The organism is Duganella sp. GW821-FHT07F09 (genome assembly GCF_059418705.1).
Genome location: NZ_JBWKQJ010000001.1, coordinates 621,206 through 633,244 on the forward strand (window position 1 = coordinate 621,206; position 12,039 = coordinate 633,244).

12 protein-coding genes and 1 pseudogene are annotated in these 12,039 nt (G+C 63.7%); 4 read left to right on the plus strand and 9 right to left on the minus strand.

Annotated features, from left to right (window positions below):
- Positions 1-6: 6 nt before the first annotated feature.
- Positions 7-873 carry a metallophosphoesterase gene (locus AC07P1_RS02840; RefSeq protein ID WP_494694407.1) on the minus strand — a complete coding sequence of 289 codons (867 nt, stop codon included), beginning with the start codon at positions 871-873 and terminating at the stop codon, positions 7-9.
- A gap of 147 nt (positions 874-1,020) precedes the next feature.
- Between AC07P1_RS02840 and ycaO the strand changes: the two genes are divergently transcribed.
- Complete coding sequence (gene ycaO / locus AC07P1_RS02845; protein ID WP_494694408.1) at positions 1,021-2,745, plus strand: 30S ribosomal protein S12 methylthiotransferase accessory factor YcaO; 1,725 nt, start codon at positions 1,021-1,023, stop codon at positions 2,743-2,745.
- Between the two features lie 134 nt (positions 2,746-2,879).
- On the opposite strand, the gene AC07P1_RS02850 is transcribed toward ycaO, so the two are convergent.
- Positions 2,880-3,269, minus strand: coding sequence for a hypothetical protein (locus AC07P1_RS02850; protein WP_494694409.1), 390 nt, complete (start codon positions 3,267-3,269; stop codon positions 2,880-2,882).
- 102 nt (positions 3,270-3,371) lie between these two features.
- Between AC07P1_RS02850 and AC07P1_RS02855 the strand changes: the two genes are divergently transcribed.
- Both AC07P1_RS02855 and AC07P1_RS02860 read left to right on the plus strand, forming a co-directional pair.
- Positions 3,372-3,767 (plus strand): hypothetical protein, encoded by a 396-nt coding sequence (locus AC07P1_RS02855; protein ID WP_494694410.1) that lies wholly within the window; start codon positions 3,372-3,374, stop codon positions 3,765-3,767.
- Positions 3,768-4,063: 296 nt separating this feature from the next.
- Positions 4,064-4,198: pseudogene (locus AC07P1_RS02860) on the plus strand (AbrB/MazE/SpoVT family DNA-binding domain-containing protein); the annotation flags it as partial.
- An 87-nt stretch (positions 4,199-4,285) separates the two neighbouring features.
- On the opposite strand, the gene AC07P1_RS02865 reads toward AC07P1_RS02860, so the two are convergent.
- From AC07P1_RS02865 to rpsF, 7 genes are all read right to left on the minus strand, one after another.
- Positions 4,286-5,299, minus strand: coding sequence for an inorganic phosphate transporter (locus tag AC07P1_RS02865; RefSeq protein ID WP_494694411.1), 1,014 nt, complete (start codon positions 5,297-5,299; stop codon positions 4,286-4,288).
- 18 nt (positions 5,300-5,317) lie between these two features.
- Entirely contained in the window at positions 5,318-5,944 is a 627-nt protein-coding gene (locus AC07P1_RS02870) for a DUF47 domain-containing protein (protein WP_315219292.1), read from the minus strand.
- A 116-nt stretch (positions 5,945-6,060) separates the two neighbouring features.
- A complete protein-coding gene (locus tag AC07P1_RS02875; RefSeq protein WP_090314778.1) occupies positions 6,061-7,446 on the minus strand; it encodes a replicative DNA helicase in 1,386 nt (461 codons plus the stop codon).
- A gap of 141 nt (positions 7,447-7,587) precedes the next feature.
- Complete coding sequence (gene rplI, locus AC07P1_RS02880; protein ID WP_090314782.1) at positions 7,588-8,040, minus strand: 50S ribosomal protein L9; 453 nt, start codon at positions 8,038-8,040, stop codon at positions 7,588-7,590.
- 28 nt (positions 8,041-8,068) lie between these two features.
- The gene (gene rpsR / locus AC07P1_RS02885; protein ID WP_008450941.1) at positions 8,069-8,359 is read right to left on the minus strand and encodes a 30S ribosomal protein S18; all 291 of its coding nucleotides are present in this window, start codon (positions 8,357-8,359) and stop codon (positions 8,069-8,071) included.
- Positions 8,360-8,374: 15 nt separating this feature from the next.
- Complete coding sequence (gene priB / locus AC07P1_RS02890) at positions 8,375-8,680, minus strand: primosomal replication protein N (RefSeq protein ID WP_494694412.1); 306 nt, start codon at positions 8,678-8,680, stop codon at positions 8,375-8,377.
- A 30-nt stretch (positions 8,681-8,710) separates the two neighbouring features.
- Complete coding sequence (gene rpsF, locus AC07P1_RS02895; RefSeq protein ID WP_090314787.1) at positions 8,711-9,103, minus strand: 30S ribosomal protein S6; 393 nt, start codon at positions 9,101-9,103, stop codon at positions 8,711-8,713.
- A gap of 158 nt (positions 9,104-9,261) precedes the next feature.
- On the opposite strand from rpsF, the gene AC07P1_RS02900 reads away from it, so the two are divergent.
- Complete coding sequence (locus AC07P1_RS02900; protein WP_494694413.1) at positions 9,262-11,967, plus strand: DUF5695 domain-containing protein; 2,706 nt, start codon at positions 9,262-9,264, stop codon at positions 11,965-11,967.
- Positions 11,968-12,039 lie beyond the last annotated feature (72 nt).

The following is a 12,039-nucleotide window of genomic DNA, read 5'->3' on the forward strand; positions in this document are numbered from 1 at the left end:
AACAGATTATTGCACAGTGCAAATCACCAGTTCCGGATCGGCGTTGATGCGCACCGGGATGCCGCTGCAACCCACGCCGCGACTGACGATCAGCTCGCCGTTGCCGGGTAACGGGAAGCGCCCATAATGAAAGGGACGCGACAGCGGCCCGCGCGGCATCACCAGCGGCGTGCCGTCGCCGGTGGCGATTTGCCCACCGTGGGTGTGGCCGGCGAAACCGACGTCGAAACGGTGGCCGTCCAGGCGCAGCAGGCCGTCCGGCGCGTGCATCAACAGCACCCGCGTGGGGCCGGCGCCGGCGAAGGTGGCGTGGCCGTCGGGCGCGCCGGTCCACGGGTCGTCCATGCCGCACACCGACACGCCGTCGAACGGCGCCGGCAGCGCGAGCGCGCGGTTGACCAGCATGCGCACGCCGGCGCGCGCGAACATGCGCTCGATGAGGTCGTGGTCGGTGATCAGGTCGTGGTTGCCGAACACGGCCAGCTTGCCCAGCGGCGGCCGGCAAGCCGCCAGTCCCGCGCATAGCGCCTCCGCGTAGCGCGCCGGTCCGTGGACGTAGTCGCCGCCCAGCAGCAGCAGGTCGGGCCGCTCGGCGTCGAGGCGCGCGAACAGCTCGTCGAAAAGGCCGGCGTGGGTCGGCGGACCGGCGTGGAAGTCGGAGGCGAAGGCAATCGTGAGCGGCCGCGGCAGGCGGCGTTCGGGCGCCAGCGCCACGCTGTAACGCGTCACGCCGAGGCGCCCGTGCAGGCCGAGGCGGTAGCTCAACGACGCCACCAGTCCGCCCAGCAACGCGGCGTTCATGACCGTTTCGGTGTAGCGCCGGAACCGGGAGTGGCGCGCGCCGCGCGGGGCCTTGCCCGGAGGTAATGTCATTGATGCCTGAGTGAATCTGCGAAAGGCGGCATGATAGCGCATTTGCGACGTCGCGGCCCCGACGGTGGTAAGCTGAAGCCAGCATTCAGCCTCGCCGGCGCGGTATGAGTTCGCGCGCCGTCCGCCCCTTCCTTCCGAGATCGCTCGATGACTACTGAAACCCACATCCCCGGCAAAGACGCCGCCCTCGAAACCACCATCGCCACCATGCGGGCCAAGCTGGCCGAGCGGGGCTTCCGGCTGACCGAATCGCCGCCGACGCACGAGGTCGACGGCATCTGGTCGATCCGGTTGAACGACGACGACTGCCCGCTGCTGTCCGCGAATGGCAAGGGCGCGACCGAGCTGGCCGCGCGCGCCGGCGCCTACGGCGCGTTCGCCGAGCGCCTGGGCACCCATGATTTCTGGAGCCGCTTCCACCTGGGCGCGCGGCGCGCCGACGCGCCGGTCGTCCACTATCCGGGCGAGAGATGGTTCGCGGCGGCGGCCGACGGTTCGTGGCCGTCCGAAATGCTCGACCCGGAGCTGCACGCCTTCTACAATCCGCAGGGCGACATCGACGCCGGCGTGCTGGTCGACCTCAACTCCGGCAACGCCGGGCGCGGCATCTGCGCCCTGCCCTACCGGCGCCTGCGCGACGGCGCCACCGCCTACATCCCGGTCAACATCATCGGCAACCTGTACGCCGGCAACGGCATAGCCGCCGGCAACACCGTCAACGAGGCGCGCGTGCACGCGCTGTCGGAGATCTTCGAACGGGCAATCAAATACCGGATCGTCGCCGAGGGCATGTGTCTGCCGGAGGTGCCGGACGACGTCATCGCCCGCTTCCCCGCCGTCGAGGCCGGCGTCGCCCGGCTGCGCGCGGCCGGTTTCGGCGTGCTGGTCAAGGACGCCTCGCTCGGCGGCAAGTACCCCGTCATGAACGTCACGCTGATCCATCCGGGCGACCAGGGGGTGGTCTCCAGCTTCGGCGCCCATCCGCGCCTGGCGATCGCGCTGGAGCGGGCGCTGGCCGGGCTGCCGCAAGAGCGCTCGCTCGACGCCCTCGAAGGCTATCCGCAGCCGAGCTTCGACGCCAGCGAGATCGACTCCTTCGCCAACCGGGAGGCCCACCTGGCCGATGGGCGCGGCGTGGTCGCGTGGGAATTCCTGAGCGACACGTCGGACTATCCTTTCGTCGACTGGAACTTCAGCGCCACCACGGAGGAGGACTACCAGTGGCTGGTCGAGGCGCTGCACGCCGAGGGCAAGGATATCTACGTGGCCGACTTCGACGGACAAGGCGTCCACACCTGCCGCATCGTGGTGCCGGGCTTCTCGGAGGTCTATCCGGTCGAGGACCTGGAGTGGGAGAACGACAGCGTCGGCAACACGCTGCGGCCGCTGCTGGTGCGCCTGCAAGAGCTGAGCGTGCAGGAGTGCGCCAGCCTGCTGGTCGAGCTGCAGACCTCGAACCTGGACGACGAGCGGCCGCTGTGGGAACTGCTCGGCCTGGCGGTCGCGGCCGGCACGCCGTGGCAACAGGTGCGCGTGGGCGAATTCAAAACCTTGCTGGCGCTGGTGGTGGGCGACGAGGAGGCGGTGCTGGAAGGCTGCAACTGGATCCACCACTACGGCGACCTGGCCAAGCCGCGCCGGCTGGTGTACCGCTGCATCGAGAGCATCGTCCGGCTGGACGAGCCGGAGAACTTCCGCCGCGCGCTGGAACTGCTGTACGGCGCCGAGACCCTGGCGATGGCCGAGGCCCTGCTCGACGGTTCCGAACGCTTCTTCGGCCTGGAGACGCTGGGGCCGAACTTCGAAGGCAGCGCCGTGCACCAAAGCCTGCTGGCGGCCTACGACAAGCTGTTCGCACCGGACGTGGCGTAAACCACCCCACCGCCAACTCAAGCATCATCTAAATCACGTAGGGCGGATTAGCGCAGCGTAATCGGCCATGCATGCGCAACCGGCGGCGCCTGCGCGGCCGAGTACGGCGTCCCGCCTGATCCACCCTAGATGGCTTACGGGCTCGCCGCGTCCACCAACAAATCCGGCTGCAAGGCACGAATCCGCAGCTCGGTGAAATAGCCGCCGGCCTCGTTGTAGCGCAGATAGTTGCGGCCGCAATTCATGCAACGCGACACCGTGCAGCGGTTGTACGGATAGTAGCGCGGCGCGATGGGCGCATCCGCGCTTTCGTAGCGCGTATCGCCAGGATGGAATTCGACGAAGGTGGGTTCCTCATAGGGATCGTCCATCAACGTCCCGACGTCCTCGAACCGGTCCAACTCCAAGGTCATCGGCAACGCCTGCCACGCCACAAGCGATGTCTGGTTGCAGCTACAAGGCAAGCCTATTGCGGCGGACGCCTTCGCCAACTGCATCAACGCTACGAAATCAATCTTTTGCATGTTCTGTCCATTCGGGATGTTATCCGATTCTACTGCAACCTAAATCAAGCCGCCTTTGCATCAGAGGGCTACATTAGCCACTTCCACTTCCCGGCAGAGATCATGGAACTTCGAATTCTTACATGGATATTTCCGTGGCTGATGGCCATTTTCGAATTGCTGCTGAGAGTCAGCTTGCAGAACGCCGATGCGATCGCTTTTATCGGCCCCACTATCGGTGGCGCATCGCTGGGCATGATGGCAAAGGAGCTTCCTGGCCCAAGCAGCGCCACTGCCAGGCGTATTTCTTTTGATCGCTGGGCAGACCACTTGGCTCAAGTCACCAATGTCGCCATCTGGGCAGGCTTCACAGCATGGGCATGCAGCTTATATCTGAGCTTGGCAAATGATGGCGACGTGATCGCGGGCCTGGACGGCGGGCGAACCTCTATTTTGATCGGCGTTATAATTTGGATCGTCATGATTGTTTTTGATTCTGCGCGCGGAGGTAAGTCATGAATTGGGCGCTGGCTATTGATGGTTTGGTCACCATCGCTTCTTGGATGCTGGGTTCGCTAGCTGTCGCGCTCAGTATCGCCTGGGCGATTCGCCGCTTCTTCCCGCGTAGACCGGAGGATGACTATACCTTTATTCTGAAGTCGTCAGGCGGCATGAAGGCCACCGTAACCCTCCCACCGGATTTACCGGAAGCCGAGCAGCAAGAACGCGTGCGGCAGGCTTACGAAAAGCTCGGACTGCCTCCCTTGCCTCACTATCCGGTGCCGATACCCGAAGACACCGCCAACTTGTGGCGCTTGCGCCGCCATACCACCAAAGCCTTCCGAAACGGTAACTCCCAGGCGATCCCTATCCCGCCTGAAATCGCCTACGGCCGCGCCGACATCGATCTCGACATTCAGCGGGTCGGCGACGAACTGCGCATCCGTCCGGCCACGGGCGATCCATCGTCGACCACGACGGCGCAGCCGCCCCGCTCCCGCGCCCAATAAAAAAGGGAGCCTCGGCTCCCTTTCGCGTTACATGATGTGCTGCCCCACCCACCAGGCGATGGCGGCGACGAAGGCCGACGCCGGGATCGTGAAGATCCACGCCCAGACGATGTTGCCGGCCACGCCCCAGCGCACCGCCGACATCTTTTGCGCCGAACCCACGCCGACGATGGCGCCGGTGATGGTGTGCGTGGTCGACACCGGCACGCCGAGGGCGGTGGCGGTGAACAAGGTGATCGCGCCGCCGGTCTCGGCGCAGAAGCCGCCCACCGGTTTGAGCTTGGTGATCTTCTGACCCATGGTCTTGACGATGCGCCAGCCGCCGAACAAGGTGCCGAACGAGATCGCCGTGTAGCAGGAAACGATGACCCACAGCGGCGGCTCGGCGTCGCCGGCCTGCGAGTAGCCGGCGGCGATCAGCAGCATCCAGATGATGCCGATGGTCTTTTGCGCGTCGTTGCCGCCGTGGCCGAGGCTGTACGAGGCGGCCGACACCAGTTGCAGGCGGCGGAACCATTTGTCGACCCGGCGCGGCGTCGAGCGCACGAACACCCACGACACGAGCAGCATCATCAGCGAGCCGAAGATGAAGCCGAGCAGCGGCGACAGCACGATGAAGGCGACGGTCTTGATCAGGCCGGCCGAGATCAGGGCGCCGGTGCCGCTCTTGGCCACCGCCGCGCCGACCAGGCCGCCGATCAGCGCGTGCGACGACGACGATGGAATGCCGTAGTACCAGGTGACGACGTTCCAGACGATGGCGCCGACCAGCGCGCCGAAGATCACGTACTGGTCCACCACATTGGGATCGATGGTGCCCTTGCCGACGGTGGCGGCCACCGTGAGCTGGTGGAACACGAAGATGGCGACGAAATTAAAGAACGCGGCCATGGCCACCGCCGTTTGCGGCTTCAGCACACCGGTCGAGACGACGGTGGCGATCGCGTTGGCGGCGTCATGGAAGCCGTTCATGAAGTCAAACACCAAGGCCAGGGCGATCAGGATGCCCAGCACATAGATGCTCATTTGGATGGTATTCATGGACTGTTCTTTTTGTAATTATGCGTTTTCGACGATGATGCCTTCGATGATGTTGGCCACATCCTCGCAACGGTCGGTGACGGTTTCCAGGATCTCGTAGATGGCCTTCATCTTGATCAGGTTGCGCACGTCCGGTTCGTCGCGGAACAGCTTGGACATGGCGGCGCGCATCACGTGGTCGGCGTCCGACTCGAGGCGGTCGATCTCCTCGCAGATGGCGACGATCTGGCGCGAGTTGTCCATGTTGTGCAGCAGCGAGACGGCTTCCTTGACCTTCTCGGTGCAGGCCAGCACCAGCTCGGCCAGGCGCTTGGCTTCCGGCGTGACCGAGTGCAGGTCGTACAGCGAGACGGTCTGGGCAGCGTCCTCGAGCAGGTCGAGGATGTCGTCCTGGCGCGTGATGAGCTTGTGGATGTCGTCGCGGTCGATCGGCGTGATGAAGGTCTTGTGCAGCAGGTCGACGGTGGCGTAGGTGATCTTGTCGGCCTGTTTCTCGATGCTCTCGATCGCGTGCACGCGGTTTTCCAGATCGTCGAAGTTGGACATCAACCCCAGCATCTCTTTTGCACCTTTGACGCACAGGTCGGCGTGCTGATTGAACAGGTCAAAAAATTTGCCCTCGGTGGGCATCAAGCGTCCAAACATGTCTTTCTCCGTTTCATAGTCGTGATTACTGCTACAGACCGCCCTCCGGCATCGGCCGGCGGCGTCAGAAAGGGTCCGCCCTGTTTGCTGTGGCGGACCCAGTGGTGTTGCCGGTGTTAGTCGCCTTGGTACAGCGCCAGGTTACCGGCGTAGTTGCCGAACTTGGTGTATTGGCCGATCCAGGTCAGGCGCACCGAGCCGATCGGGCCGTTACGCTGCTTACCGATGATGATCTCGGCCGTTCCCTTATCGGGCGAATCGGGGTTGTAGACCTCGTCGCGATACAGGAAGATGATGACGTCCGCGTCCTGCTCGATCGCGCCGGATTCGCGCAGGTCGGACATGACGGGACGTTTGTTGGGGCGTTGCTCCAGCGAGCGGTTCAACTGCGACAGCGCGATGACCGGGCACTGCAGCTCCTTGGCCAAGCCCTTGAGCGAGCGCGAGATCTCCGAGATCTCGGAGGCGCGGTTGTCGCCCTGGGTCGAGCCGGTCATCAGCTGCAGGTAGTCGACCACGATCAGGCCGAGCTTGCCGCACTGGCGCGACAGGCGCCGCGCGCGCGCGCGCATCTCGATCGGGTTCAGCGCCGGGGTCTCGTCGATGTAGACCTGGGCGTCGTTCATTTTCTGGATGGCGTGCGTCAGGCGCGGCCAATCCTCGTCGTTCAGCTTGCCGGTGCGCAGGCGGTGCTGGTCGAGCTGGCCGACCGAGCCGAGCATACGCATGGCCAGCTGCACGCCGCCCATCTCCATCGAGAACACGGCCACCGGCAGGCCCTCTTCGACCGCCACGTTCTCGGCGATGTTCATCGAGAACGCGGTCTTGCCCATCGACGGGCGGCCGGCGACGACCACCATGTCGCCCGGCTGCAGGCCCGAGGTCATACGGTCGAGGTCGATCCAGCCGGTCGGCACGCCGGTGATCTCGGACTGGTTGTCACGTGAATATAATTCATCGATGCGCTCGACCACCTGGGTCAGCAGCGGCTGCACCGGCAGCCAGCCGGCCGCGCCGCGCGCGCCCTGTTCGGCGATGGCGAAGATCTTCGATTCGGCCTCGTCGAGCATCTGCTTGACTTCCTTGCCCTGGGGCGTGAACGCCTGGCCGGAAATCTCGTCGGCCACGGTGATCAGTTGGCGCAGGATGGAACGGTCGCGCACGATCTCGGCGTAGCGGCGGATGTTGGCCGCCGACGGCGTGTTCTGCGCCATCGCGTTCAGGTAGGCCAGGCCGCCGACGTCCTCGGCCTTGCCCATCTGCGTCAGGGTCTCGAACACGGTGATGACGTCGGCCGGCTTGGAGCCGTTGATCATCTTGACGATCTGTTCGAAGATGATGCGGTGGTCATAGCGGTAGAAGTCCTCCGAATGCATCATGTCCGCGATGCGGTCGAACGCCTGGTTATCGCGCAGCAGGCCGCCAATGACGGACTGTTCTGCTTCGATGGAATGCGGCGGGACGCGGAGGGAATCGAGTTGCGGATCGGAGGGGGTGTTCATGGCGCGAATTATACCCGCTTAGGGCGGCAGCCAAGGCGTTACTACGAAAAAATTGGCGAGAAAAAAGCCGGGCGAACCCGGCTTTTTTCGTTTCTTGCCATTATTACCAGCACAACAGGCATTGCTGCCCGCACAAGTAATTTAGGCGGCTTCGCCGACGACGGCGACGGTCACTTCGACCACCACGTCGGTGTGCAGAGCAACGCTGACCGGGTGCTCGCCAACGGTCTTCAGAGGACCGGTAGGCATGCGCACAGCAGCTTTTTCTACAGCGAAACCAGCTTTGGTCAGCGCTTCAGCGATGTCGAAGTTGGTGACCGAACCGAACAGACGGCCGTCGACACCAGCTTTTTGCGAAACGTTCACGGTCATGCCGTTCAGTTTCTCGCCTTGGGCTTGCGCGGCGGCCAGTTTGGCGGCAGCGGCTTTTTCCAGTTCGGCGCGCTTGACTTCGAATTCAGCAACAGCCGACGCGGTAGCGCGACGGGCCATTTTTTGCGGAATCAGGAAGTTACGTGCGTAACCGTCTTTAACTTTAACGACTTCACCCAGGTTGCCCAGGTTGACGACTTTTTCTAACAGAATGATTTGCATAGTTTTTCTCCAGGATTAGACTACGCAATTAAGCGTGGTGCAGATCGGTGTAAGGCAGCAGCGCGAGGTAGCGGGCGCGTTTGATGGCGGTGTCAACTTGACGCTGGTAGTGCGCCTTGGTGCCGGTCAGACGTGCTGGCATGATCTTGCCGTTTTCCTGGACGAAGTCCTTCAGGGTATCAACGTCTTTGTAATCGACTTGTTCAACGTTTGCTGCGGTGAAGCGGCAGAACTTCTTACGCTTGAACAGTGGATTTTGTTGCTTGCGCTTTTCTTTAAGCTTGAGCTTGTTTTTGTCGAACTTTTTACCGAATGCCATTTGAGGCTCCTGTATCTAAATTGAGCTGTCTGGGACAGCACTAAAATCAATGATGTGAAACACCAGGCTTTTGCTGTTGCGTGTCTTCTTGTTGATAAAACCGGTGAACTGGTACATCCCGCCCAGTGGCGCCTGGCTGAAGCGGCCCGAGATCTCGCCCGCGGCGACCGCGGAAATCTCAAACTCGCTCAACCGGGCTATGCCCGCCTCCATCTGCTGCGACCGGTGCTGGAGTACAGCGTTCACGATCGGCATGCCGGCCGGGGTATAGCGCAAGGCGTCCCGTTCGGCGATCAAGGCAATGAATTGGCTTTGGTTCACTGGAGCTGTGTCAGCTCGGTTTTGCAACAATTAGGCCGCTGGAGCGGCGGCAACAGGGGCTGCTGGGGCTTCGGTGCGATGCGATTTCGCTGCATCTTCACGTTGTACCGACTTCATCATCGGCGAAGGAGCGGTTTCCGCTTTCTTCATCTTGACGGTCAGGTGACGCAGCACGGCATCATTGAATTTGAAGGCGGTTTCCAGCTCGACCAGGGTCTCGTTGTCGCATTCGATGTTCAGGCAGATGTAGTGTGCTTTAGCCAGTTTCTGGATCGAGTAAGCCATCTGACGACGGCCCCAATCTTCAACACGGTGCACGGCGCCGCCGCGGGTCGTTACGGTGGTTTTGTAACGTTCGATCATGGCGGGCACTTGCTCGCTCTGGTCCGGATGGACGATAAATACTATTTCATAGTGACGCATGCAAACTCCCTTAAGGACTGTGAATATAGCCCACCCTGGCGTCAAGACAGGTGTGGGAAGAGGTAAGCCCGCGACTATATCAGCTTTTTGGCCGAAAATCTACCCCTTCGCGGCCCCGCGACAATGCTAACATCTTGTAAAACCAACAGGATTCCGATATGCCACCCACCCGTGCGTTGTCCCCTTTGCTGTTTTCCTTCCTTATTACGGCGTCGCCCTTCGCCGCCGAGGCGCCCGCCGCCACCGCCGCCAAACCCAGCCATCCCGACGTCGCCACCAAGGCGTACAGCACCAAGCAGTTCCTGCTGGCGCTGCGCACGGACACCCAGACCTTGGCGCGGCTCGATCCGGTCGCCGACCCGAGTTTCGACTTCACACCCGGCCCCAGGGTAGCCGAGCGCCAGTACGACGGCTACGCCCATATTGGCGACCTGAACCTGCGCCTGCGCAGCGGCGGCGCCGGGGCCTGGCAGGAATTCTCCTCATCGGCCGCGCGGCAGCCGATCACACCGCTGGCGGCCGGCGGCAAGATCCTGGCGGCGGCCGACATCACGGCCACCCTGGGCAAGGACCTGCCGCTGACGGTGGAGCGGCGCTGGCTCAACGAGGGCGGCGCGCTGGTGCTGCGGTTCACACTGATTAACAACTCCAACGCGCCGGTGGAAATCGGCGGCCTCGGCATGCCGATGGTGTTCGACAACATCATCACCGGCCGCAACCTGGAACAGGCCCACGCCAGCGCCAGTTTCGCCGACCCTTATATAGGCCGCGACGCCGGCTATGTGCAGGTGACGCGCCTGAACGGCCAGGGCCCGGCGCTGATCGTCACGCCGGACGGGCGCACGCCGCTGGAAGCGTGGCGTCCGCTGACCGACCGCAGCCCGCGCGCGCAAACCTCGGAAGGCTTCTACGACTGGACCGTCGCCAGCAAGGCCTACGCCGAGAACGAATGGAAGAATGCCGGCGAGCAGTGGAACACGCCGACCAGCATCACCTTGGAAGCGGGCGCGCGGCGCGACATCGGCGTGCGCTTCGCCACGGCGCCGTCGATCCGCGCCATCGAAGCCGCGCTGATCGCGCAAAAGCGGCCGGTCGCGGTCGGCATTCCGGGCTACGTGGTGCCGACCGATCTGGAGGCGGCCTTGTTCCTCAAAAGCCCGCAGAAAGTGGTCGGCATCACCAGCTCGCCCGAGAACGCGCTGGCGGTCACGCCGGTCAAGTCGGCCGCCAAGGGCTGGGCGCGCTACACGGTGCGCGGCAACGGCTGGGGACCGGCGCGCCTGTCGATCGCCTACGCCGACGGCAGCGTGCAGACGGTCAGCTACTTCGTCACCAAGCCGCTGGAGCAAACGGTGGCCGACCTCGGCAAGTTCTCCACCACGCAGCAATGGTTCGACGACAAGAAAGATCCGTTCAAGCGCGCGCCGGCCATCCTGACCTACGACCGCGACGCCAAGCGCATCGTCACCGACGACCCGCGCGTGTGGATTTCCGGCATGAGCGACGAAGGCGGCGGCGGCAGTTGGGTGGCGGCCATGAGCAAGCAGCTCGACAATCCGGACGCGGCCGAGGTGGCCAAGCTGGAACGGCTGGTCAACGAAACGGTGGTCGGCAAATTGCAGGTGGCCGACGGTCCGCAGGCCGGCGCCGTGCGCAAGAGCCTGTTCTACTACGACCCGAAAGCCTTCCCAAGCTACTACAACCAGAAAGCCAACTGGGGTACCTGGGCGTCGTGGTCGAAGAAGGACGCGGACGACCTCGGCCGCGCATACAACTATCCGCACGTGGCCATCGGCCACTGGGTGCTGTACCGGCTGGCGCGCAACCACGTCGGCCTGGTCACCGCGCACGACTGGCGCTGGTACTTGCAGCGCGCCTACCAGACCACGGTGGCGATGGTGCGCGACGCGCCCGAGTACGCGCAGTTCGGTCTGATGGAGGGCGACGTCTTCCTCGATATCCTGAAGGACCTGCAGCGCGAAGGCATGACGGCCGAGGCCGCCGACATGGAAGCCATGATGAAGCGCCGCGCCGACCACTGGCGCACGCTGGCCTACCCGTTCGGCAGCGAAATGGCATGGGACTCGACCGGCCAGGCCGAGGTCTACGCGTGGATGCGCCACTTCGGCTACGCCAGGCAGGCCGACATCACGCGCGAAGTGATCCTGGGCTACGACCCGGCGATGCCGAGCTGGGGCTACAACGGCAACGCCCGCCGCTACTGGGACTTCCTGTACGGCGGCAAGACCGCGCGCATCGAGCGCCAGATCCACCACTATGGCTCGACCTTGAACGCGGTGCCGCTGTTCGACGCCTACCGCGCCAACCCGGCCGACCTGCACCTGCTGCGCGTGGCCTACGGCGGCCTGCTGGGCGGCATCACCAACATCGACCGCGACGGTTTCTCGTCGGCCGCCTTCCACGCCTGGCCCGACATGATGCGCTGGGACGCCTACAGCGGCGACTACGGCATGGGCTTCTACGGCCACGCCTACGCCACCGCGACCTATGTGCTGAAGGACCCGACCTTCGGCTGGCTCAGCTTCGGCGGCAACATGAAAGTGGCTAATAATGGCGTGGTCCAGGTCACGCCGAAGGACAGCGCGCGCACGCGCCTGTTCGTGGCGCCGGCGCGCGCCTGGATCACGCTGGAGGCGGGCAAGATCGACGCCGCCACCTACGATCCGAAAAGCCGCGCCATCACGCTGGAGCTGGCGCCGGCCACCGCCACCACGCCGGCGGCCAGGCTGCTGGTCGAGAGTCCGGGCGGAAAATTCAAGCCGCAGGGACAGGTCGCCGAGCGCGGCGGATATAAGATTCCGCTGACGGCGGCGCCGACGCGCGTGCTGCTGAAGCCACGATGACAGGGGTTGAAGGAACTTTTTTCATTTTATTTCGTTGAACACAACAAATTTCCTTGCATTGCGGGCCATACT